The 22,544-nt window shown below is 72.5% G+C and carries 18 protein-coding genes; 3 read left to right on the top strand and 15 right to left on the bottom strand.

Going from position 1 to position 22,544, the window contains the following annotated elements; all coding sequences use genetic code 11:
* Positions 1 to 19 precede the first annotated feature (19 nt).
* Positions 20 to 169 carry a hypothetical protein gene (locus OIU81_RS24855; RefSeq protein ID WP_329151365.1) on the bottom strand — a complete coding sequence of 50 codons (150 nt, stop codon included), beginning with the start codon at positions 167 to 169 and terminating at the stop codon, positions 20 to 22.
* Between the two features lie 155 nt (positions 170 to 324).
* On the opposite strand from OIU81_RS24855, the gene OIU81_RS24850 reads away from it, so the two are divergent.
* Entirely contained in the window at positions 325 to 1,410 is a 1,086-nt protein-coding gene (locus OIU81_RS24850) for a M48 family metallopeptidase (RefSeq protein ID WP_329151364.1), read from the top strand.
* Here the strand turns inward: OIU81_RS24850 and OIU81_RS24845 are convergent.
* The 5 genes from OIU81_RS24845 to proB all read right to left on the bottom strand — a co-directional run bounded on the left by OIU81_RS24845 (position 1,407) and on the right by proB (position 6,548).
* Positions 1,407 to 2,531: an SCO2583 family membrane protein gene (locus tag OIU81_RS24845; protein WP_329151363.1), complete on the bottom strand. Its 1,125-nt coding sequence runs from the start codon at positions 2,529 to 2,531 to the stop codon at positions 1,407 to 1,409. The genes OIU81_RS24850 and OIU81_RS24845 overlap by 4 nt on opposite strands.
* A gap of 136 nt (positions 2,532 to 2,667) precedes the next feature.
* Positions 2,668 to 3,294 carry an SCO2584 family spore wall biosynthesis protein gene (locus OIU81_RS24840; RefSeq protein ID WP_329151362.1) on the bottom strand — a complete coding sequence of 209 codons (627 nt, stop codon included), beginning with the start codon at positions 3,292 to 3,294 and terminating at the stop codon, positions 2,668 to 2,670.
* Positions 3,295 to 3,356: 62 nt separating this feature from the next.
* Positions 3,357 to 4,625: a glutamate-5-semialdehyde dehydrogenase gene (locus OIU81_RS24835; RefSeq protein WP_329151361.1), complete on the bottom strand. Its 1,269-nt coding sequence runs from the start codon at positions 4,623 to 4,625 to the stop codon at positions 3,357 to 3,359.
* A 72-nt stretch (positions 4,626 to 4,697) separates the two neighbouring features.
* Positions 4,698 to 5,192, bottom strand: a complete 495-nt coding sequence (locus OIU81_RS24830) for a hypothetical protein (RefSeq protein ID WP_329151360.1) — start codon at positions 5,190 to 5,192, stop codon at positions 4,698 to 4,700.
* 237 nt (positions 5,193 to 5,429) lie between these two features.
* Positions 5,430 to 6,548, bottom strand: a complete 1,119-nt coding sequence (gene proB, locus OIU81_RS24825; protein ID WP_329151359.1) for a glutamate 5-kinase — start codon at positions 6,546 to 6,548, stop codon at positions 5,430 to 5,432.
* Between the two features lie 494 nt (positions 6,549 to 7,042).
* On the opposite strand from proB, the gene OIU81_RS24820 reads away from it, so the two are divergent.
* Positions 7,043 to 9,130, top strand: a complete 2,088-nt coding sequence (locus tag OIU81_RS24820; RefSeq protein WP_329151358.1) for a hypothetical protein — start codon at positions 7,043 to 7,045, stop codon at positions 9,128 to 9,130.
* 112 nt (positions 9,131 to 9,242) lie between these two features.
* Here the strand turns inward: OIU81_RS24820 and obgE are convergent, their stop codons facing one another.
* From obgE to OIU81_RS24775, 9 genes are all read right to left on the bottom strand, one after another.
* Entirely contained in the window at positions 9,243 to 10,679 is a 1,437-nt protein-coding gene (gene obgE, locus OIU81_RS24815; RefSeq protein ID WP_329151357.1) for a GTPase ObgE, read from the bottom strand.
* 159 nt (positions 10,680 to 10,838) lie between these two features.
* Entirely contained in the window at positions 10,839 to 11,096 is a 258-nt protein-coding gene (rpmA, locus tag OIU81_RS24810; protein WP_329151356.1) for a 50S ribosomal protein L27, read from the bottom strand.
* Between the two features lie 14 nt (positions 11,097 to 11,110).
* On the bottom strand, positions 11,111 to 11,431 hold the full coding sequence (gene rplU / locus OIU81_RS24805; protein ID WP_329151355.1) for a 50S ribosomal protein L21: 321 nt from the start codon (positions 11,429 to 11,431) through the stop codon (positions 11,111 to 11,113).
* Between the two features lie 223 nt (positions 11,432 to 11,654).
* Entirely contained in the window at positions 11,655 to 15,431 is a 3,777-nt protein-coding gene (locus OIU81_RS24800; RefSeq protein WP_329151354.1) for an Rne/Rng family ribonuclease, read from the bottom strand.
* A 220-nt stretch (positions 15,432 to 15,651) separates the two neighbouring features.
* Positions 15,652 to 16,452: a TIGR03936 family radical SAM-associated protein gene (locus tag OIU81_RS24795; RefSeq protein ID WP_329151353.1), complete on the bottom strand. Its 801-nt coding sequence runs from the start codon at positions 16,450 to 16,452 to the stop codon at positions 15,652 to 15,654.
* Positions 16,453 to 16,587: 135 nt separating this feature from the next.
* Positions 16,588 to 17,538: a hypothetical protein gene (locus OIU81_RS24790; RefSeq protein ID WP_329151352.1), complete on the bottom strand. Its 951-nt coding sequence runs from the start codon at positions 17,536 to 17,538 to the stop codon at positions 16,588 to 16,590.
* A gap of 40 nt (positions 17,539 to 17,578) precedes the next feature.
* Positions 17,579 to 18,154, bottom strand: a complete 576-nt coding sequence (locus OIU81_RS24785; RefSeq protein WP_329151351.1) for a GNAT family N-acetyltransferase — start codon at positions 18,152 to 18,154, stop codon at positions 17,579 to 17,581.
* Between the two features lie 78 nt (positions 18,155 to 18,232).
* Positions 18,233 to 20,158, bottom strand: coding sequence for a TIGR03960 family B12-binding radical SAM protein (locus tag OIU81_RS24780; RefSeq protein WP_329151350.1), 1,926 nt, complete (start codon positions 20,156 to 20,158; stop codon positions 18,233 to 18,235).
* Between the two features lie 87 nt (positions 20,159 to 20,245).
* On the bottom strand, positions 20,246 to 21,913 hold the full coding sequence (locus OIU81_RS24775; RefSeq protein WP_329151349.1) for a CYTH and CHAD domain-containing protein: 1,668 nt from the start codon (positions 21,911 to 21,913) through the stop codon (positions 20,246 to 20,248).
* A gap of 181 nt (positions 21,914 to 22,094) precedes the next feature.
* Between OIU81_RS24775 and OIU81_RS24770 the strand changes: the two genes are divergently transcribed.
* On the top strand, positions 22,095 to 22,538 hold the full coding sequence (locus OIU81_RS24770) for an ATP-binding protein (RefSeq protein WP_329151348.1): 444 nt from the start codon (positions 22,095 to 22,097) through the stop codon (positions 22,536 to 22,538).
* Positions 22,539 to 22,544 lie beyond the last annotated feature (6 nt).

Here is a 22,544-nt window from a genome sequence, read left to right as displayed (position 1 = left end):
CGGGCGAGCCGACCGGACGTCAGTCCCGGCCGTAGCCGCGCAGCAGGAACCAGGCGAGCAGCGCCGCGCCCACGACGCCGACGATGATCACGGTGCGCAGGATCCATCCGGGTCCGCCGTCCCTGGCGGTCTCCTGGGCTGCGGCGAGCAGCACGCTCGGATACGACATGACGGTGCGCTCCCTCGGATACCGGCCCGTGCGCCCTTCCGGACGGACCTGTGCGGTGAACTGGTGCGATCGCCAGCGTACGCCCGAGCATCCAATCCGCTGTCGGCGGCGTCCTCTAGGCTGAAGCACACGCAGTCGAACAGGGGGAGGCCCCAATGACGGAGAGCCCAGACGGCAGCGCCAACGTACCGAGCCGGGACCGGCGGCGGTTCCCCGGCATCTCGTCGCGGTCGTACGAACACCCGGCGGACCGCTCGGCGCTGGTGGCGCTGCGCAAGCTCAGCGGGTTCGACACCGTCTTCAAGACGCTCAGCGGCCTGCTGCCGGAGCGCAGTCTGCGGCTGCTGTTCCTGTCGGACTCGGTCCGGGTCAGCGACCAGCAGTTCACCCACCTCAACGACATGCTGCGGGACGCCTGCCACATCCTGGACCTGGAGAAGGTCCCGCCGATGTACGTCAACCAGGACCCGCAGCCCAACGCCATGTGCATCGGCCTGGACGAGCCGATCATCGTGGTGACGACGGGCCTGGTCGAGCTGCTGGACGAGGAGGAGATGCGGGCGGTCGTCGGCCACGAGGTCGGACACGCGCTGTCCGGGCACGCCGTCTACCGCACGATCCTGCTGTTCCTGACCAACCTGGCCATGAAGGTCGCCTGGATCCCGCTGGGCAACGTCGCGATCATGGCGATCGTCACGGCGCTGCGCGAGTGGTTCCGCAAGTCGGAGCTGTCGGCGGACCGTGCCGGACTGCTCGTCGGGCAGGATCTGCAGGCCTCGATGCGCGGTCTGATGAAGCTGGCCGGCGGCAACCATCTGCACGAGATGAATGTCGACGCCTTCCTCAAGCAGGCGGAGGAGTACGAGACCGGCGGCGATCTGCGCGACTCCGTGCTGAAGATCCTCAACCTGCTGCCGCGCAGCCACCCGTTCACCACCGTGCGGGCGGCCGAGCTGAAGAAGTGGGCGGCCAGCCGCGACTACCAGCGGATCATGGACGGCCACTACCCGCGCCGGGACGAGGACGGGGACACCTCGGTCTCCGACTCCTTCCGGGACTCCGCGGCCCACTACGCCGATTCGGTGCGCAACAGCAAGGACCCGCTGATGGGTCTGGTGCGCGACATCGCGGGCGGCGCGGGCGATTTGGGCGGCAAGCTGCGCGACACGGTCTTCCGGGGCGGCTCGCGTCCCGGTGGTGCCAACGGCACCGGCGGGCCGGAGAACCACGACGACGCCTAACGGATCGGATGGCTCGGCTTCGGCTGAGCCGCCGGCGCCAGCTCACCGCAGAGCGAGGGGTTGACCCGGTTCCTGGCGAAGGGATCGGTGCCCGTGGGCCGGTCGTCGCCGGCGTGCTGTCCCGCGAACAGCGGGTGCAGCGCGTCGGCCGGCTGCGAGGAGCAGGCCAGCGGCCCTGCCTGCAGGCTGCTCTGCAGCACCTCCAGGCGGTGGTCGTTGAGGTTCTCGCGGCTCAGCCGGAAATGCACCTCGCGCCGCACGGTCACCAGCGAGGCCGCGCCCGGGGTGGCCTTGCCCACGCCCTGGCCCGGGGCGGAATGCTGCACGCCGGGGGCGGGCCGTACGGCGTAGACGAAGGTGTAGTCGGCGCTGACGTCGAGGGCGTCCGGGCTGAGTTCGGAGGCGCTCAGGGTGCCGTCGACCCGGACGTTGTGGTCGGCGAGGCGGGTCTGCTTCGGGTCGAAGCGGACCAGCCAACCGGTCGCCGCGTTCCGGCCGTTGTCGTCGGGGTGCGCCAGGCTGCGGTCGAACTGGTCGAGTTGGCCGGTGTCGAGCAGCAGCCGCACGGGCCGTACGGAGCCGCCGGTGAGGGTGGCCGGGTCCAGCGAGGAGCGGACGAGGTAGTCCTTGGCGACGGTCAGGGCGGAGACGACCTGGCCGCCGGAGAAGTGCTCGGTGCGGGTGACCGCGGGCAGATTCACCCCGGCGGCGCCGATCCGGTAATTCGCCGCGGGGCTGTGCGCGAAGAGATCCCCCGGCTTCGCCCCCGGGACGGTCCCCCGGGGTACCAGCGGCACGACCGTGGAACGCAGCGGCTGTGCCCGGAGTGTCTCCGGATTCTTGTAGGGGTGCCGGATGCCCATGTAAACGGCGGTGCCGAAGGCGAGCACGATCAGCAGTACCAGCAGGACCGCCTGTCGGGAGCCGCCGAGCCGCCGCCAGGCGTGCCGGGTTTTGACGGCCGGCGAATGGTGTTCACCGAGCCGCTCGTCCGCGGAGAATTCCTGCAGTCGCGCAGCACGAACGAACGATTCGTCGAAGACGACGGATCGGTATTCGTCCTCACCACCACCCGGGGCGCCGTTGGGCGTCCCTTCGGGAGGGTCACCAGGCCCGGTCATACAACAAGAGTAGGTCTGACGGGGCGAACGTAAACGCGGGGACGCCGGGCAACTTCACCGGAGGATTCCCGTTTCAGGTGTCCGTTTTGCGGGCACCGCGGCACGGCGTTCAGTGCGGCCCCGGCGCCGCCGGGAACTACGGGCGCAAAGAGTCGGCCGAGGGCAGCGACGGCAGGCCCGGACGGGCCGTGGGGACGCTGTCCCGGCCCGTCGTGGGCGCGTCCACCCCGCTGGAGGCCGGCGCCGGGGTGGGGCTCTGGGTCCGGCCGGAGGAGCCGCGGTAGACGGCGCTGAAGGCCAGCGCGACCAGTCCGATGCCCATGACCACGGCCAGCACCCAGGCCACCGGCCGGTGCCAGCGGGTGCTGCGGTAGGGGCGCAGCGCGCCGCCATAGGGGCCGTACGGGCCGTACGGCGGGTAGTCGCCGTACTCGCCGTCGTCCTCGTACTCTCCGTAGTCGCCGAATCCCTCGTGGTCGCCGGCCTCGCGGGCCCGGCGGCCGCGGAAGGCGGCGTCGTCCCCGTCGTCGCCCTCGGCACCGAAGCCGGGTCCGGAGCGGGCCGCCTCCGCCTCGGCGCGCGCCTCGGCGGCGGCCAGCATCCGCTCGACCGCCGAGGGCTCATGAATCTGTGCGGACCGGACGAATTCCTCGTCGAAGACCACGGAGGCGAATTCTTCGTCCGCATTTCCGTGGCTCCCGTGGTGGTGCTCGTCGGGCTCTTCACCGTCCGGGAACGGCTTGCCCCCCACGTCGTCCGGCACCCGTCCAGGTTAGCCCCGGCGGCTCATTTTGGGCAGAGAGAACGGGGAATCCGGGGGACCCTTCAGCGGGTGTGGCCGTCGCCCGTGACGATGTACTTCGTCGAGGTCAGTTCCGGCAGCCCCATGGGCCCGCGGGCGTGCAGCTTCTGAGTGGAAATGCCGATCTCCGCACCGAAGCCGAATTGGCCGCCGTCGGTGAAACGGGTCGAGGCATTGACCGCGACGGTGGTGGAATCGACCAACTGGGTGAACCTGCGCGCCGCGGCCTGCGAGGTGGTGACGATGGCCTCGGTGTGGCCGGAGGTCCAGCGCCGGATGTGCGCCACCGCCGCCTCCAGGTCGGGCACCACGGCGGCCGCGATGTCGTACGAGAGGTACTCCGTCGCCCAGTCCTCGTCGGTGGCGGGGGCGACCAGCCCGGGGCCCGCCTGCTGCCAGGCGGCGTCGCCGTGCACGATCACGCCGGCCTGGGTCAGCGCCTCCAGGGCGCGCGGCAGGAACTTCTCGGCGATCCCGGCGTGCACCAGCACCGTCTCGGCGGCGTTGCAGACGCTGGGGCGCTGGGCCTTGGAATTGACCAGGATGTCTACCGCCATGTCGAGGTCGGCGGCCTCGTCGACGTAGACGTGGCAGTTGCCGGTACCGGTCTCGATCACCGGGACCGTGGACTCCTCGACGACCGTACGGATCAGGGACGCGCCGCCGCGCGGGATCAGCACGTCCACCAGGCCGCGGGCACGCATCAGCTCGCGCACCGACTCACGGGTCTGACCGGGCACCAGCTGCACCGCGTCGGCGGGCAGCCCGGCGCTCTGCACGGCGTCCCGCAGCACGTCCACCAGGGCGCTGTTGGAGGCGTACGCGGAGGACGAGCCGCGCAGCAGCACGGCGTTGCCGGACTTCAGGCACAGCGCCGCGGCGTCCACCGTCACATTGGGCCGGGCCTCGTAGATGATCCCGATCACACCGAGCGGGACCCGGACCTGCCGCAGGTCGAGACCGTTGGGCAGGGTCGAGCCGCGCACCACCTCGCCGACCGGGTCGGGCAGCGCCACGACCTGGCGGACGTCCGCGGCGATGGCCGCGATCCGCTCGGGGGTGAGGGTGAGCCGGTCGACGACCGACTCGGGGGTGCCGGCCTCCCGCGCCGTGGCGATGTCCTCGGCGTTGGCGGCGACGATCGCCCCGGTCCGCTCCACGAGGGCGTCGGCGATGGCGAGCAGCGCGGCGTCGCGGGCCGTCCGCGGCAGCGGCGCCAGTACGGCGGCCGCCTCCCGCGCCCGGCGGGCGGTCTCGAGGACGGGTGTGGACTGCGATGCGCTGCTGGTCATGGCCGCAGCCTAGCCGGGCGGCAGGCCACGGTTCACGCCGCATCTCACAGCGCGGGACAGGGCGCCCACCGGTCAGAACGGATGGACGCCGACCGGAGAGGCCGGCGGCGGTCCGTAGCCCTCGGCGATGCGCTGGTGGTAGGTCTCGCGGTCGATGACCTCCAGCCCGACGATCTCCCACGGCGGCAGCTTGGCCGTGGCGCGGTGCTCGCCCCACAGCCGCAGCGCGACCGCCGCGGCGTCGTGCAGGTCCCGCGCCTCCTCCCAGTAGCGGATCTCGGCATGATCGTTGGCGTAGCGGCTGGTCAGCAGGAAGGGGTGGTCGTGGGCGAGCTGTTCCAGCGCCCGCCGGACCTCCTTCAGCGGGGACTCGGTGCCCGAGACGCTGAGGGTGATGTGCCACAGCCGGGACGCCTCGCGGCGCTCGCCCCCGGCCGGGTACGGCGCCGTCCTGCCACGGTCGGCGTACCGGTCGTCCGGCCGGCCGGCGTCCTCGCCGGTGCCGACGCTGGTCAGTGTCCGCTCCGCCGTTCCTCGGGGCAGCGCCCCTGGGCGCCCTCGTCTCACCGGCGGCCTCCTGTGATGCGAATCGCTCCGCCCCGGGGGGTGCGGAACCGTCGTACGTCGGTGTGTGCGCGTGTGCGCTGCGGGCGCCGCTCCCCCAGGCGCCCGTGCAACAAAGTTGACCAGCCCGTGGCCCGTCGCGGGGGCGTTTTTGCGAAGGTCTCCGTGGAAAGGCTGGTCTGCACACCGCACCGGTGACGGTGTTCGAGGGCCGCGACGGCCGTCGGCCGGGGAGCCGCCTCAGGGACGCAGCAGCACCAGATCGTCGCGGTGGATGACCTCCCGCTCGTAGGCCGGGCCCAGCTCGCGGGCCAGATCGCGGGTCGAACGCCCCATCAATCGGGGGATTTCCCGGGCATCGAAATTGACGAGGCCGCGGGCGACCGCGCGTCCCTCGCCGTCCCGCAGCTCGACCGGGTCCCCGGCGGTGAACTCCCCCTCGACGGAGGCGATTCCGGCCGGGAGGAGCGAGGAGCCCCGTTCGACGACGGCCCGCACGGCCCCGTCGTCGAGCACCAGGGCGCCGCGCGGCGTGGAGGCGTGCGCCAGCCACAGCAGCCGGTCGGCGGAGCGGCGGCCGGTGCGCAGGAAGTGCGTGCCGGTCAGCCCGCCGGCCAGGGCGTCCGCGGCGTGCACAGCGGAGGTCAGGACGACCGGGATGCCGGCCGCGGCCGCGATCCGGGCCGCCTCGACCTTGGTGACCATGCCGCCCGTGCCGACGCCGGCCCGGCCCGCGCTGCCGATGGAGATGCCCGCCAGATCCCCGGGCCCGCGCACCTCGGCTATCCGGGAGGTGCCGGGGGTGGCCGGATCACCGTCGTAGAGGCCGTCGACGTCGGAGAGCAGGATCAGCAGGTCGGCGCGGACGAGATGGGCGACCAGGGCCGCCAGCCGGTCGTTGTCGCCGAACCGGATCTCGTCGGTGGCGACGGTGTCGTTCTCGTTCACGATCGGTACCGCGCCCATGGCCAGCAGCTGGTCGAGGGTCCGGTAGGCGTTGCGGTAGTGCGCCCGGCGGCTGGTGTCGTCGGAGGTCAGCAGGACCTGGCCGACCCGGCGGCCGTAGCGGGCGAAGGAGGCGGTGTAGCGGGCGACCAGCAGGCCCTGGCCGACGCTGGCGGCGGCCTGCTGCCGGGCCAGGTCACGGGGCCGCCTGGGGAGCCCCAGCGGCGCCAGACCGGCCGCGATGGCGCCGGAGGAGACCAGCACGATCTCCTTGTCCTGGTGCTTGGCGAGCACATCGACCAGCGCGTCCACACGGTCGGCGTCCAGTCCCCCGGTTGCCGTGGTCAGCGAGGAGGAGCCGACTTTCACCACGATCCGGCGGGCGTCCTTCACGTCCTGCCTTGCGCCTGCCACCTGCGTACCCCTGTGCTCGCCGTTCCCACCGCCGTACGGAGAGGATTCTGCCCGCTCCGCACCACGGCCCTACCCGCGCAATCTACGGCAGAGCGGCCGGCCGGCGCTTGGCGATATCGCCTGGCGGACGCCGTGCGGGGGTGGCGGTGCCGGGCCCGTGGACGGCACGGCGGGGCCGGGCGGGCACAATGGAGGCCGGAGTTCCGGTCCTCGCCCCGGGCCGGATGCCTCCTGTACTGCGGACTGCGTGCTGCGGACTGCGGTGTTCTCCTCCTGCGGTTCTCCTTTAGACGGAAGAGGCGTCCGAGGGGTTGCGTTCGATTGGTCCGCTTTCGCGGTGATCAGAGCCACAGCAGATTGTCACCAGGGCCAACGAGGTCATACGGTCGGGTGTCCATCGGTCCCGTTTCGCCGCTCCGGCGGCGTCGCAGCGCGGGACCCGGCCGCCCCGCTCGGCCTCCCCCTGACCTTCGTGCTGCCAGGAGCCCTCCCCCGTGCCTTCCGCCGGAATCGTCCCCCGCCGAGCCGTACAGCTCGCGGCACTCTTCGCGATGATGGTCGCGTTCACCGCGCAGCTCGTCGGTGCGCTGTTGCCCGTCATCCCGCTGTTCATCGCCGCATCCGTGGTCAACCTGGGACTCGACCTGGTCCTCCAGCACAAGCAGCCCGGCCTGCTCGCGGTGCTCGGCCGGATCAGGTTCGACGTCACCGTGCGCCAGCTGCTGCGCGACATGCTGATACTGGTCGGCCTGCTGCACATCGACGGCATCAATCCGCTGGAGGAGCAGGCGCCGCTCACCATCACCCTGCTCCTCTTCTACGGCACCCACTTCGTGTGCCAGGCGGTGGCGGTGCTGGTCCGCCGGACCCGCAGCCTGCCCTTCGTGACCCGCAACATCGACGCGAGCGCGCTGCGGCTCTGCGACGCCCCGCCCCGCATCCTCTCCCGCCAGACCGGCCGGCGCCTGCTGCGCTTCTCGGTGCCCACCACGGCGGGCATGATGCTCACCTCGATCACCACGGACGCGTCCTGGGGCGGCGTCGGCCTCGCCGTCTCCCTGGCCCTGTCCGCCGGCGGCACGCTCTACCTGGGCACCTGGCTGCTGCCCAAGAAGCGGGTGGCCACCGAGAGGCAGGCACTGGCGTGGCTCGACAACTGGCTGGCGGACTACCGGCCGACGGTCGGCATGTACTTCTCCGGCGGCGCCTCCTCCGCCTACCAGGCCAACATGTGGCTGAGCACCCTGGCCGCCCTGGACGGCAACCCGATCATCGTGCTCCGCGAGCGCTTCATGGTGCAGAAGATCGAGGCCACGGACGTGCCGATCATCTGCATCCCCAAGGTCGCCAATCTGATGCGGCTGGAGCACTCCACGCTCAAGATGCTGCTGCACCCGGCGAACTCCGGCAAGACCTCGCAGATCCTGCGCATCCCGTCCATCAAGCACGCCTTCACCAACCACGGCGAGAGCGACAAGCTGTCCTCCTGCAACCCGTACGCGAAGGCGTATGACGAGGTGTGGGTCGCGGGCCCGGCGGCGCGTGACCGCTACCAGCTGGCCGACATCGGCGTCGAGGACAAGGACGTCATCGAGGTCGGCCGCCCCCAACTGGCCCCGATCCAGCCGTACACGGGCGCCCCGGCCGGCCGGATGACCACCGTGCTGTACGCCCCGACCTGGGAGGGCTGGGACGGCAACCCGGGCAACACCTCGGTGATCCTGGCGGGCGAGAACATCGTCCGCGAGCTGCTCGCCGACGAGAAGGTGCGGCTGCTGTACAAGCCGCACCCGATGACCGGTTCCGTGGACCCGTGCGCGGGCGCCGCCAACTCCCGTATCCAGGCGATGATCACGGAGGCGAACGCCGGCCGCAGCGGGGCCCGGCCCGGCGCGGAGGCCGCCGCCGAACTCGCCCGCCGCACCGAGGAGCTGGACGCGCTGACCACCTCCGCCTTCCGCAAGAGCGCGGACGAGCTGGAGCGGATGCGGCTGCAGGGCACCCCGGACGAGGGCCGCGCGGCCGCCGTGGACGCGGCCGTCACCGCCTGGGAGGCGGCGTACTGGAACTCCTTCCCCGAGTGGGAGCACCGCGTCATCACCACCGCCCGCCCCAGCATCTTCAGCTGCTTCAACGAGGCGGACGTGCTGATCAGCGATGTCTCCAGCGTGGTGTCCGACTACCTGACGAGCGAGAAGCCGTACGCGGTCGCCAACACCTCGGGGATGAGCGAGGACGACTTCCGGGCGAACTTCCCCACCGTGCGGGCGGCGACCATCCTCACGCCCGAAGCCGGCGGCGTGGGCGGTCTCCTCGACGCGGTGCGCCACCCGGAGAAGGACACCCTGGCCGCGGAGCGCGCCGAGCTCAAGGAGCACCTGCTGGGCCCGTCGGACCCGCCGTCCTCGGTCCGCTTCAACCAGGCCGCGCTGGACCTGTGCACCAAGGCCGACGAGCGGCGCATCCGGATGGAGAGCCGGCTGTCCGGCATCCCCGGCCAGCGCTCCCAGGAGGACGTGAACGACTCCGGGACGGCCGGGCACGAGACCAGCGGCGCCTCGGACACCACGGCCGCCGTCTGAGCCGCAGCGGGCCGCTCACGGCCTCGGTGCAGAAGAACGGGGAAGGCCCCCGGGAGGAGAACTCCCGGGGGCCTTCGCCGTTCTGCGGTGCAGCGGACCGCCAGACGGACCGTCAGAAGGGCTTGAAGCCCTTGTACTCCTCGTCGGCCTCGTCCCGCGCCTCGTCCCGGTCCCTGCGGCGCTGCGCGGCCGGACGGGGCGCCTCCATCCGGTGGTCCTCACCACGCCGGCCCAGCATCTCCGCGCCGGCCGCCATCATCGGCTCCCAGTCGAAGACGACGGCGTTGTCCTCGGGGCCGATGGCGATGCCGTCGCCCGCGTGCGCGCCCGTCTTGCGCAGCGCGTCCTCGACACCCAGACGGCTGAGGCGGTCGGCGAGGTAGCCGACGGCCTCGTCGTTGGTGAAGTCGGTCTGCCGGACCCAGCGCTCGGGCTTCTCGCCGCGCACGCGGAAGAAGTTCTCGCCCTCCTCCGTGACCGTGAAGCCGGCGTCGTCCACGGCCTGGGGCCGGATGACGATACGGGTGGATTCCTGTACGGGCCTTGCCGCACGGGCCTTGGAGACGACGTCGGCGAGCGCGAAGGACAGCTCCTTCAGGCCCATATGGGCGACCGCGGAGACCTCGTAGACGTGGTAGCCACGCTCTTCCAGGTCGGGGCGGATGATGTCGGCGAGGTCCTTGCCGTCCGGGACGTCGATCTTGTTGAGGACGACCATCCGGGGCCGGTTGTCCAGGCCGCCGTACTGCTTGAGCTCTTCCTCGATCATGTCGAGGTCGGAGACCGGGTCACGGTCAGCCTCCAGGGTCGCGGTGTCCAGGACGTGGACGAGCACCTCGCAGCGCTCGACGTGCCGCAGGAACTCCAGGCCCAGGCCCTTGCCCTGGCTCGCGCCGGGGATCAGGCCGGGGACGTCCGCGATCGTGTAGACGGTCGAACCGGCCGTCACCACACCGAGGTTGGGCACCAGGGTGGTGAAGGGGTAGTCGGCGATCTTGGGCTTGGCGGCGGAGAGTACCGAGATCAGCGAGGACTTGCCGGCGCTCGGGTAGCCGACCAGCGCGACGTCCGCGACGGTCTTGAGCTCCAGCACGATGTCGCGGGCCTCGCCGGGCACACCGAGCAGCGCGAAACCGGGGGCCTTACGGCGGGCGGAAGCCAGCGCGGCGTTGCCGAGGCCACCGCGGCCGCCCTGGCCGGCGACGAAGGTGGTGCCCTGGCCGACGAGGTCGGCGAGCACATTGCCCTCGCGGTCCAGGATGACGGTGCCGTCGGGGACCGGCAGGACCAGGTCCTGGCCGTTCTTGCCGGAGCGGTTGTCGCCCGCGCCCGGCTGGCCGTTGGTGGCCTTGCGGTGCGGGTGGTGGTGGTATTCGAGAAGCGTGGTGACGTCCTGGTCGACGACCAGGATCACATCGCCGCCGCGGCCGCCGTTGCCGCCGTCCGGGCCGCCCAACGGCTTGAACTTCTCCCGCATCACGGAGGCCACGCCGTGGCCTCCGTTACCCGCGGCGACGTGCAGCTCGACGCGGTCCACGAAGGTGGTCATGGTGGGGGTGCCTCCAGATAACTACGGTTATGTCGCTGTACTGCGCTGATGTCTCTGTACTAACACGCAAGGGCGGACCGGCCTTCCCGCTCTCGCGGGAAAAGGCGGTCCGCCCCTGAGTGGTACTGATGCTGAGCTATCGCTCGGCCGGGCCGGTGATTACTCGGCGACCGGAACGATGTTCACGACCTTGCGGCCACGGTGGGTGCCGAACTGCACCGCGCCTTCCGCAAGGGCGAACAGGGTGTCGTCGCCGCCGCGGCCGACGCCCGTGCCCGGGTGGAAGTGGGTGCCACGCTGGCGGACCAGGATCTCACCGGCGAGGACGGCCTGACCGCCGAAGCGCTTCACGCCGAGCCGCTGAGCATTGGAATCGCGACCGTTCCGAGTGGACGATGCGCCCTTCTTATGTGCCATGTCTCCTCAGTCCCTTACTTCGCCGGAGCGTCGATGCCGGTGATCTTCAGCGCCGTGTGGAGCTGGCGGTGGCCGATCCGCTTCTTGTAACCGGTCTTGTTCTTGTACTTCTGGATCCGGATCTTGTCGCCCTTGTGGTGGTCGACGACCTCGCCCTGGACCTTCACGCCGGCCAGGACCCACGGGTCACTGGTGACCGAGTCGCCGTCGACAACCAGCAGCGTCGAGAGTTCGACGGTTTCGCCGACCTTGCTGGTGGAAATGCGGTCAACCTCGATGACGTCGCCGACAGAAACCTTCTGCTGGCGTCCGCCGGTGCGCACGATCGCGTACACGCGGAACTCTCTCTCGCTAGGAATCGGATCCTCTGATGCCAGCCGCTCACACGGGCTCGGGATGGGGCCCGTGAAATCCGAGTGGACGAGCGGCCTCCCTCGGCGGACCGAGAGGTGTGTGCTCAGGGGTTTGGTGTCACAGACACCGACGGTCAAGGTTACGGGGCCTTGACCTGGGGGTCAAACCGGCCCCGGACCGCGGACGGTCCGGGGCGCGGGCCGCTCAGTCCTCCGCGGAAGCCGACACCGCCGACACCACTGCCACCGGGGCCTGCTCGGCGGCCGCGGTCTTCTTGGCTGCCGCCTTCTTGGTCGTCGCCTTCTTCGTGGTGGTCTTCTTCGCCGTGGCCTTCTTGGCGGTGGTGGTCTTCTTCGCCACCGTCTTCTTGGCCGTGGTCTTCTTCGCCGCGGTCTTCTTGGCGGTGGTCTTCTTCGCCGCCGCCTTCTTCGCGGTCTTCTTGGCGGCGGGCGCCGCCTCCGCCTCGTCAGCGGCAGCCGCCTCGGCGGGCTCGGCCGGGGCCGGCTCCGCCGCGGGTGCGGTGATGACCACGGTCGCCGCGGAGTCGTCGGTGACCTCCGGCGAACCCGCCGGAGCGGTCGCCTTACGGGTCGCCCGGCGGCGCGGACGGGCCGGTGCGGGCTCCGGGGCGGGCGCCTCGGCGACCGGCTCCGGGGCCTTCGCCGGCTCGGGTGCGGCCACCGGCTCGGCCGGCAGCACGATCGCGGCGGTCTCCTCGGCGGCGGCCCTGGGGGCACCCGCCGGAGCGGACGCCTTCCGGCTCGCCCGGCGACGGCCACGGCGACCGGCGGCCGCCTCGGCCTCGGCCGGGCTGCCGAACCACTCGTCGGCCTCGGCCACCGCGGGCTGCAGCTCGGCCTCCGTCACGGCAACCGGCTCCAGCTCCGGCTCGCTCTCGTCCGGGGTCGGCTCGGCCGCCTCGTGGACGTGCGGCTCGGGCTGGGCACCCTTGCCCTTCTTCTTGCGCTTGCCACCGCCGCCGGCCACCGTCGGCTGGTCCATGTGGACGATGACGCCGCGGCCGTTGCAGTGCACACACGACTCGGAGAAGGACTCCAGCAGGCCCTGGCCGACCCGCTTGCGGGTCATCTGGACCAGGCCGAGCGAGGTGACCTCGGCGACCTGGTGCTTGGTGCGGTCCCGGCCGAGGCACTCCAGCAGGCGCCGCAGCACCAGGTCCCGGTTGGACTCCAGCACCATGTCGATGAAGTCGATCACGATGATGCCGCCGAGGTCGCGCAGCCGCAGCTGACGCACGATCTCCTCGGCCGCCTCCAGGTTGTTCCTGGTGACCGTCTCCTCGAGGTTGCCGCCCTGGCCGGTGAACTTACCGGTGTTGACGTCGACCACGATCATGGCCTCGGTCCGGTCGATCACCAGCGAACCGCCGCTGGGCAGCCAGACCTTGCGGTCCAGCGCCTTCATCAACTGCTCGTCGATGCGGTACGTCGCGAAGACATCGACGTCCGACGTCCACTTCTGCAGCCGGTCGGTGAGGTCCGGGGCGACGTGCGCGACATAGCCGTGGATGGTCTGCCAGGCCTCGTCACCGCTGACGATGACCTTGGAGAAGTCCTCGTTGAAGATGTCGCGGACGACCCGGACGGTCATGTCCGGCTCGCCGTAGAGCAGCGTCGGCGCGCTGGCGCTGTTGCTCTTGGCCTTCTTCTGGATCTCTTCCCACTGCGCCTGCAGCCGCTGGACGTCGCGCGCCAGCTCGTCCTCGCTCGCGCCCTCCGCGGCGGTGCGGACGATGACGCCCGCGTCCTCGGGGACGATCTTCTTGAGGATCTGCTTCAGCCGCGAACGCTCGGTGTCCGGGAGCTTGCGGCTGATACCGGTCATCGAGCCCTCGGGCACGTACACCAGGTAGCGGCCGGGCAGCGAGACCTGGCTGGTGAGCCGGGCGCCCTTGTGACCGATCGGGTCCTTGGTGACCTGCACCAGCACCGACTGACCGGACTTCAGCGCGGACTCGATACGGCGCGGGCCGTTGGCCATGCCCAGCGCCTCGAAGTTGACCTCACCGGCGTACAGCACCGCGTTGCGGCCCTTGCCGATGTCGACGAAGGCGGCCTCCATCGACGGCAGGACGTTCTGCACCTTGCCGAGGTAGACGTTGCCGACGTACGAGGTCGCCTGCTCCTTGTTGACGAAGTGCTCCACGAGCACGTTGTCCTCAAGGACGCCGATCTGGGTGCGCTCGCCGCTCTGGCGGACGACCATCACCCGCTCGACGGCCTCGCGGCGGGCGAGGAACTCCGCCTCGGTGATGATCGGCACCCGGCGGCGGCCCTGCTCGCGCCCCTCACGGCGGCGCTGCTTCTTGGCCTCCAGACGCGTCGACCCCTTGATCGACTGCACCTCGTCGGCGCTGGTGCTCTCGTCCTTCTTGCGGGGCTCGCGGACCTTGACGACCGTGCGCTCCGGGTCGTCGGCGCCGGTGGCCTCGGCCTCGGCGGCGTCACCGGTGCGACGACGCCGGCGGCGGCGACGGCGGCTGCTGCTGGAGCCGCCGCCCTGCTCGTCGGCCTCGTACTGCTCCTCGGGCTGCTCGGCGGCCTGCTCCTCGGCCTCCTCGTCCTCCTCGGACAGTGCCTCCGCGCTGTCCCGCTCGTCGGCGGACTGCTCCTCGGCGCCCTCGGCGGTCTCCCCGCGACGGCGACGGCGGCCACCACGGCGGCGACGGCGGGAGGGACGGTCCGCGGACTCGTCCTCGTCGTGCGCGCCCTCGGCCTCCTCGTCCTCCGGCTCGGCGGCTGCCTCTGTCCGGGGCTGGGCCTGGGCCTGCGGCTCCTCGGTCGGGGCGGCGGCCACCTGCTCGGGCTGCTCGGCCTCGGCCGGGGCACCCCTGCGGCGACGGCGGCGCGACCCGGCGGGCTGCTCCTCGACGGCCGGGGCGGGGGCGGCCTCTTCCTGACGGGCCGCGGCATGGGCGGCGGCCGCGCTCTCCGGCGTCTGGAACATCGGCTCGGTGAAGACCGGCGCCTGGAAGACGGCGGTCGGCGGGCGCTGGGCCCGGCGGCGGCCGCGCTGCGGTGCCTCCGCCGCGGGCTGAGCGGCCTCCTCGGCGGGCTGCGGGGCGGCGGCCGGCTCGGCGGCGCGCTCGCCACGGCGGCGGGCCCGCCCCCGGCGGGGGGTCTCGGGGGTCTCGGCCGCGGCGGCCGGTGCCTGCGCGGTCTGCGGCGCCTCGGCCTCCTCGGCCGGCTCCGGGGCGCCCGCGGGGGCGGTGACCTTACGGGTCGCCCGGCGGCGGGTACGGGCCGGTGCGGCGTCCTCGGCGGGCGCGGGGGCCGCCTCCGCGGCGGCCGGGGCGGCGCTCTCGGCGGGCACGGCGGCCTCGTCGGCGGTGTCCTGCTGCGGGGCGCCGGCCGGCGCGGTGGCCTTACGGGTGGCGCGGCGGCGGCTACGGCGCGGCGCCTCCTCCTCGGCCTCCTGGGCGGCGGCCGGAGCGGTGCTCTCGGCGGGCGCGGCCTCAGCGGGTGCGGGCGCGGTCGCGGCCGCCGGCTCCGCTGCGGCCTCGCTCTGCGGGGTGCCGGCGGGGGCGGTGACCTTGCGGGTGGCCCGGCGACGGCGGCGCGGCGCCTCCTCGGCCTGCGGCGCCTCGGCGGGCGTCTCGGCGGCGGGGGCTTCGGCGGCGGCCGGTTCGGCCGGGGCCGCGGCGGGCTCGCCGGAGGCCGGCTTCGGGGCGCCGGACGGGGAGGTGACCTTACGGGTCGCCCGGCGGCGGGTACGGGCGGGCTTGGCCTCGTCGCCGCTGGTGACCGCGGAGGCGGTGCTCTCCTCGGCGAGGGCCGCACCGGGCCCGTCGGAAGCGGTGCTCACCACTGCGGCTTCCGCGGCGCCGGCGCCCTTGGGCGGGCCGGCCGGCCGGGAAGCGGCACGGCGCCGGGGCGGCAGGGTGTCGCTGGGTGAATGGTTGTCGTCGGCGCCACCGTTCCGGGAATGCGTGGAATCGGTGGGCTCAATGGGCTCGAGCATGCGGGCGGTTCTCCCGTCACGCTCCCGGGCGCCGCGCCTGATTCCGGTCGCGGTCCGCGTGATGAGCGCGGTCCCGCTGTCCGGGGCGTGGGCGCCGCACGGGAGCTGTCGTCTCGCTCGCCGGCTCCCTTAGGGCGGGGACCGGCGAAAGTCTCCTGGTCAGTGCGTCTGCCGGACCGGGGTGGCTCCCTGGCTGATCGGCGACGCGACGACGGCGGTCCTACGCAGTACCTTCCCCGGCTGCCGGGGAGACCCCACTCGTCGCCTTCGCGGCACTCAGCCCGGCGGCCGTGGGTGGGGCGGCCGTGGCAGCGTCGCGGTCGGGCGCTAGCGGGTCAGTCACCGCGCCGGTCTCCTCATCGAGCAGCCCCTGCGCCAGCCTGGTCACCGCAGCGGGGACCGGCGGCGCCAGGTCGGCCGTAGCTCGGAGGCCGGACAGGACGTCGTCGGGTCGAACGGCAGGTGTCAGATGCCGAACAACCAGCCGCAGTATCGCACAGGCTTTGCCGTCGGGCCTATCGCCCGGGCAACCGGTGGCCTCCAGACGCGTCACCGCGCCTCGTGCGTCAAAGGTCCGCATGCCGTTCTTCGTACGGCGCTCGACCTGCACCTCTTCGGCGGCGAGGAACGCCTCGACGGCGTGCCCGGCCTCCTCGGCCCCGACTCCCTCGAGCCGGATCTCCCACACCGAGGCCTCCAGCCGGTCGGCCAGGCCTGAGGTGTGCGCCTCGACGGCGTCGATCACATCGAGCCCGTCCGGCAGCGAGGTGTCGAGCAGTTCGCGGAGCATGTCCGGATCGCGGTGCTCGGCGAGCTGGATTTCCAGATACTCGGCCTCGCTGCCCGTGCCGGTGGGGGCGGCGTTGGCGTACGACACCTTGGGGTGCGGGGTGAAGCCCGCCGAATAGGCCATGGGGACCTCGGCGCGGCGCAGCGCCCGCTCGAAAGCGCGCTGGAAGTCGCGGTGGCTGGTGAACCGGAGGCGGCCGCGCTTGGTGTAGCGCAGTCGGATGCGCTGCACCGCCGGTGCGGGCGGCGGGCCTTCGGGCTGTCGCTTGCCCAGTGTTACTTCTCCTTGTGTGAGGGCGCTGCCGGATGCCACCCCGCAGGCACGGGGACGGCCCGGAGGACGCCGTCCGGCGTCGCCCGGTCCGGATCAGCCCCGCGCGGGCGGGGACACGTCGCGCCCGGACTTCTTACCTAGAGTACGTGTCCTGGAACCCGCTGGTTCCCGCCGGGGCACCACGGCTCTCGCCGGCCGCGGCTCGCGGGGCGCCCCGAACAGGGTCCGCCGGACCTCCCGCCGGGTCTGGCGCACCGTCTCGCGCGCGGTCCGCAGCGCCTGCCGGACCGGCCGCCACAGGCCGTCCCGGATCACGTGTCCCACCGGCGTGAGCACGCTGCGGTAGACCCGGCGCACCGGTTCGACGACGGTCCACCGCAGCACCGCGCCCAGGAACCGGCCAAGGGCCCGGGAAAGGATCCCGGCGGCCCGCCAGCAGTGCCCCAGCGCCGCCCCGGTCTCCCGGACGAGCACGGTCACCACGGCGGCCAGCAGCCGTCCGGCCGGGCCGAGGACGTAGCGCCACAGGGCGACCGCCGGCACGATCACGGTCCACCGGACGAGTCCGCCGAGCACCGCCCCGACGCCCCGCACCAGCCAGGCGGTCCCGCGCCCGAGCGGGCTCAGCACATATGTGTGAAGCCACCGGGCGGGCACCACGACCAGCCACCGCACCAGCCACACCACGACCGCTCCGATCCCCCGGCCCGCCGGCGCCAGCACCCACCGCCACAACCAGGCCGCGGGCGCGACGACGAGGGTGCGCCAGAGCCAGGTGAGCGGGGTGACGACGAGGGTGCGCCAGGCCCAGGCCAGCGGACGCACGACCAGGGTGTGCCAGAGCCGGGCCAGGCCGCGGCCGAGGGGACGCAGCACGGCCCGGTGGACGGTCCTGCCCACCGCGGTCAGCACTTCCCAGACCAGTCGCACCGGCACCACGAGCACCAGCACCACGATCCGCACCGGCACCCTGACCAGCCTGGTCACACAGCCTTCGCCCGGTTCGTACCGGGCCGGCGCCCGGTCGCTGCCGTTGGGCTCCATCCGTCTCTCCCCCTCGTGCTCCGGTACGTCAGCCGCTACGTCAGCCGCGCCGCGGCGACATCGGCCCGGCGGCGGTGACGGGTGCGTGGATCCAGTAGCGCAGCTTTTCCTCCCGCCGGTCCTCGAAGACCCCGCCGCAGGCCTCGATGACCTTGCGTGAACCGGCGTTGGTGTCATCGCAGGTGACCAGCACCGGGTCGATGCCCAGCTCGTGATGGGCGACCGGCAGCGCGGCCCGCAGCATCGCGGTGGCATGACCGCGGCGACGGGCACCGGGACGGACGGCGTAGCCGATGTGGCCGCCGTAGTCGAGGAGCGAAGGGGTGAGGCTGTGCCGGAAGGTGACCCGGCCCAGGTACCTGCCGTCCGCCACCCACCACCGGGTGGTCCTGGCCACCACGCCGTCCGCGCGCTCCTCCCTCGCGACGCCGCCGGTCAGCTCCACGTACGCGGCGAACCCCTCGGCGCTGCGCCAGCGGTCGGCCCACGTCCGCAGCTCACCGGCCAGATGGGAGTGCGGTGCGGTCTCCGCGCCGTCGGCGCGGAACTCCTCCATCGCGGCGAGGAAGGAGGCGTGGACCTCCACGGTGGGGGCGATGAGCTGCGGCGTTGGCATCGCCCCATGGTGCGCGAGCACACCGCGGCCCGGCCTCGCGGGGTACGCGGGCCGGGCCGAAGAGCCGTACGGCGGGCGCTACTTGACGACGCTCAGCGGCAGCAGCTTCTTGCCCGTGGGGCCGATCTGGATCTCGGTGTCCATCTGCGGGCACACGCCGCAGTCGAAGCACGGGGTCCAGCGGCAGTCCTCGACCTCGGTCTCGTCGAGGGAGTCCTGCCAGTCCTCCCAGAGCCAGTCCTTGTCGAGACCGGAGTCCAGGTGGTCCCAGGGCAGGACCTCCTCGTACTCCCGCTCACGGGTGGTGTACCAGGCGACGTCCACGCCGAACGCGGGCAGCGTCTCCTCCGCGGCCTTCATCCAGCGGTCGTAGGAGAAGTGCTCGCGCCAGCCGTCGAAGCGGCCGCCGCCCTCGTAGACGGCGCGGATGACCGAGCCGACGCGGCGGTCGCCGCGCGAGAGCAGGCCCTCGACGATGCCGGGCTTGCCGTCGTGGTAGCGGAAGCCGATGGAGCGGCCGTACTTCTTGTCACCGCGGATCTTGTCGCGGAGCTTTTCGAGACGGGCGTCCGTCTCCTCCGCCGACAGCTGCGGCGCCCACTGGAACGGCGTGTGCGGCTTGGGGACGAAGCCGCCGATGGAGACCGTGCAGCGGATGTCGTTCTGCCCGGAGACCTTGCGGCCCTCGGCGATGACCTTGACCGCCATGTCGCCGATCTGGAGCACGTCCTCGTCGGTCTCGGTCGGCAGACCGCACATGAAGTACAGCTTCACCTGCCGCCAGCCGTTGCCGTAGGCGGTGGAGACGGTACGGATCAGGTCCTCTTCGGAGACCATCTTGTTGATGACCTTGCGGATCCGCTCGCTGCCGCCCTCCGGCGCGAAGGTCAGACCCGAGCGACGGCCGTTGCGCGTCAGCTCGTTGGCAAGATCGATGTTGAAGGCGTCGACCCGGGTCGACGGCAGCGACAGACCGATCTTGTCTTCCTCGTACCGGTCGGCGAGGCCCTTCGCGACGTCGCCGATCTCGGTGTGGTCCGCGGAGGACAGCGACAACAGGCCGACCTCCTCGAATCCCGTGGCCTTCAGGCCCTTGTCCACCATGTCGCCGATGCCGGTGATGCTTCGCTCCCGTACGGGGCGCGTGATCATGCCGGCCTGGCAGAAACGGCAGCCGCGGGTGCAGCCACGGAAGATCTCGACCGACATCCGCTCATGGACGGTCTCGGCCAGGGGGACGAGCGGCTGCTTGGGGTAGGGCCACTCGTCCAGGTCCATGACGGTGTGCTTGGACACCCGCCACGGGACGCCGGAGCGGTTCGGCACGACGCGGGAGATGCGCCCGTCGGCCAGATACTCGACGTCGTAGAACTTGGGGACGTAGACGCTGCCGGTCTTGGCGAGGCGGAGCAGCAGCTCGTCGCGCCCGCCGGGGCGGTCCTCCTGCTTCCAGGCGCGGATGATCTCGGTGATCTCCAGCACCGCCTGCTCGCCGTCGCCCACGACCGCGCAGTCCAGGAAGTCCGCGACCGGTTCCGGGTTGAAGGCCGCGTGGCCGCCGGCGAGGACGATCGGGTGGTCCTCCGTGCGGTCCTTGGCCTCCATCGGGATGCCGGCGAGGTCCAGTGCCGTGAGGAGGTTGGTGTAGCCCAGCTCGGTCGAGAAGGAGACGCCGAGGACGTCGAAGGCGCCGACGGGGCGGTGTCCGTCGACCGTGAACTGGGGGACGTCGTGCTCACGCATCAGGGCTTCGAGGTCCGGCCAGACGCTGTACGTCCGCTCGGCCAGCACGCCCTCGCGCTCGTTGAGGACCTCGTAGAGGATCATGACGCCCTGGTTGGGCAGACCGACCTCGTAGGCGTCCGGGTACATGAGCGACCAGCGGACGTCGCACTCGTCCCACGGCTTGACTGTGGAGTTGAGCTCGCCACCGACGTACTGAATGGGCTTCTGCACGTGCGGGAGGAGGGCCTCCAGGCGTGGGAAGACCGACTCGACAGGCATCGTGGTGATCTTTCATCAGCGGGCAGGGGGACCCTCAAGCCTAACGTGCTCGGCAGCCGCGACCGGACGCAGTGGCTGCGGCCCAGGTCACGGCCGCAGCGCGGTGCGGTACCGGCGGCGGGCGGCCTTCTTCCACACGCGCGGCAGCCGGCGCTCCCGGTCGGCGGCCAGGGCCTCCTCGCGCCCGTGGAGCAGACCGAAGGCGAAGCCGCCCTCGCCGGCCTGCTGGGCCTGGGTCGCCAGCTCGCGCAGCGTGGCGCGGGCCACGACGCTGTCCTGGTGGTCGCCGAGCAACTGCTGCACCCGCTTGATGCGGCGGGCGAATTTCTTCGCCGGGCGGCCGAGCGCCGGGCGGGCCGCCTCCGCGGCGTACCGGGTCCGCTTGGCCGCCTTGCGGGCGCCGTGCAGTGCCTCGTCCCGCGCCTGTCCGGCCGGTGCCGTCAGGGCGGTCTCCATGCGGCGGGCCAGCCGCCGGTAGTCCTTCAGCACGGCCTTGGCGGCCGCCTCGGGCGCCGGCCGGGCGGCGGCCGGGCGCAGCGGCGGCGCCTCCAGGAGCGCGTGCAGCCGCTTCAGCAGGGCGAGGTAGCGGGGCCCGTCCAGTACGGCCAGCAGCTGCCCGCGCGCGCCGGCCCGGCGCCGCTCCGTCCAGATCCGCAGCCGGGCGTCCACGGGCCCGAGCCGCAGCTCCCGGGGTACCCCGGCGAGACCGGCCCGCAGCCGCGCGGTGAGCACCTCCCGGTCGCGCTCCACCCCCAACTCCGCGGCCAGCCACTTGAGTTCGGTGCCGACGGGCAGCGTGTCCGCGCGGTCGAGCACCTTGGTGTACGACCGGAAGGCGCTGCGCAGCCGGCGGGTGGCGACCCGCATCCGGTGCACCGCGTCGGGCAGATCGCGCCGTACCGCCGGATCCAGCTCGATGATCGCCCGCACCTGCTCGCGGACATAGCGCAGGACGACATCGCCGGCGGTGTCGCCACCCTTCCCGGCGACGGCGGCCTTGCCCTTCGCCTTGCCCTTCACCTTCCCCTTGCTCTTGCTCTTGCTCTTGCTCTTGCCCGAGCCTTCGGCCCTGTTCCCGGTGGGGCGCTCGTCCGGCCCGGCGCCGGGCCCGGCCGCGCCCTCGTACCACTGACCCGTCTCGGCCAGCGCCCGCGCCAGTTTCGAGGCGGAGGCGGCGGGGCGCACCCCCGCGGCGGCCAGCTTGCGGCCGACCGCGTCCAGCAGCCCGGGGCCGCCGTCGCCGGCGAGTTCGACCTCGATCTCGTGCCACCGGGCCTGGGCCGGCGCCGCTTTCGCCTTCTTGCCTCCCGCGGGCGCGCAGACCCGCCGCGCACGCACCGCGTCCACCGCGATCTCCGCGAGCGGCGCGCCCCCGGTGTCCCGCAGCACCCGCACCGTGCGGTGGGTGCGCAGCCGTACGACGGGGATCAGCGCGCGGTCCAGCAGCCGGGACCGCAGGAGGGCGGTGAGTTCCGCGGGCGGTGTGTCGGACAGCGGGGCCCGTACCTCGTCGCGGACGCCCGGCGCGACCGGCAGCTTCAGATGCCAGCCCGCGTCCTTGCCGCCGGTGCGGCGGCGCAGGGTGATGCCCTCCGCAGCCAGACACAGGCCGGCGGTGTCGTAGTAGACGGCGTCCAGATCCTCGGTACCCGCCTCCGCCACGGTGGCGACCCCGTCGACCCCGGTCAGGTCCGGCAGCTGCGTGGTCCTGTCGGCCTCGTACTTCCGCTCGATCTCCCGCACGGTGTCCGCCATGCCTCGAATGTAGTCATGCCGCCCCGTCCGGGACCACCCATCGGACCGGGAGACCGCCGGCTGGCCGGGATCCGCCGGGTGGGTGGCACGTACCGCACACGGTGACTTACGGTGTGTGACGAGTCGGCCACGCAGAGTGGCACCGGCCGCGCACTTGACCCCTTCGGGGAGGGAGACACCCGTGCACCCCCAAGCCGTACCCGTCACCCGGGCACCCATCCACGTCTCGACCGGCGCCCGCCCGTCCCTCCTGACCGCGGCGAGCGAACCCACCGCCCCGAAGGCCGCCCGCGACTTCGTCCGGGCGGTGCTGCGCCGCACCGGGCTCGACCCGCTCCGCGACACCGCGGTGCTGCTCGCCTCGGAGGCGGTGACCCGCTGCCATCTGCACACCCCGCGGTCCGCGGACATCCTGCTGCGGATGCTGACCGCCCGGCACGGCCTGCGGATCAGCGTCCATGACACGGCGCCGGTCCGGATCCCGCGCCCGGCCCCGCCGGACGGTGAGCAGGGAGCCGATCACGGACTGCTGCTGACCGGCCACCTCGCCGACGCCTGGGGAACGACGCCGTGCGAGGGGCCGCGCGCCACCTCACTGTGGTTCGAGCTGTATCTCGGGCGGTGAGGTGGG

Source organism: Streptomyces sp. NBC_01454, assembly GCF_036227565.1.
In the GTDB taxonomy this organism is placed as follows: Bacteria; Actinomycetota; Actinomycetes; order Streptomycetales; family Streptomycetaceae; genus Streptomyces.
The sequence above is the reverse complement of the archived record's forward strand: the minus strand, read 5'-3'. Positions and strand labels throughout refer to the sequence as shown.

Excerpts from the sequence above, each read along its gene's own strand:
- OIU81_RS24800 (WP_329151354.1), bottom strand. The coding sequence starts at position 15,431 with ATGCTCGAGCCCATTGAGCCCACCGATTCCACGCATTCCCGGAACGGT.
- OIU81_RS24845 (WP_329151363.1), bottom strand. The coding sequence starts at position 2,531 with ATGACCGGGCCTGGTGACCCTCCCGAAGGGACGCCCAACGGCGCCCCG.
- OIU81_RS24790 (WP_329151352.1), bottom strand. The coding sequence starts at position 17,538 with ATGGAGCCCAACGGCAGCGACCGGGCGCCGGCCCGGTACGAACCGGGC.
- OIU81_RS24835 (WP_329151361.1), bottom strand. The coding sequence starts at position 4,625 with ATGACCAGCAGCGCATCGCAGTCCACACCCGTCCTCGAGACCGCCCGC.
- OIU81_RS24785 (WP_329151351.1), bottom strand. The coding sequence starts at position 18,154 with ATGCCAACGCCGCAGCTCATCGCCCCCACCGTGGAGGTCCACGCCTCC.
- OIU81_RS24775 (WP_329151349.1), bottom strand. The coding sequence starts at position 21,913 with ATGGCGGACACCGTGCGGGAGATCGAGCGGAAGTACGAGGCCGACAGG.
- OIU81_RS24780 (WP_329151350.1), bottom strand. The coding sequence starts at position 20,158 with ATGCCTGTCGAGTCGGTCTTCCCACGCCTGGAGGCCCTCCTCCCGCAC.
- obgE (WP_329151357.1), bottom strand. The coding sequence starts at position 10,679 with ATGACCACCTTCGTGGACCGCGTCGAGCTGCACGTCGCCGCGGGTAAC.
- rpmA (WP_329151356.1), bottom strand. The coding sequence starts at position 11,096 with ATGGCACATAAGAAGGGCGCATCGTCCACTCGGAACGGTCGCGATTCC.
- OIU81_RS24850 (WP_329151364.1), top strand. The coding sequence starts at position 325 with ATGACGGAGAGCCCAGACGGCAGCGCCAACGTACCGAGCCGGGACCGG.
- OIU81_RS24855 (WP_329151365.1), bottom strand. The coding sequence starts at position 169 with ATGTCGTATCCGAGCGTGCTGCTCGCCGCAGCCCAGGAGACCGCCAGG.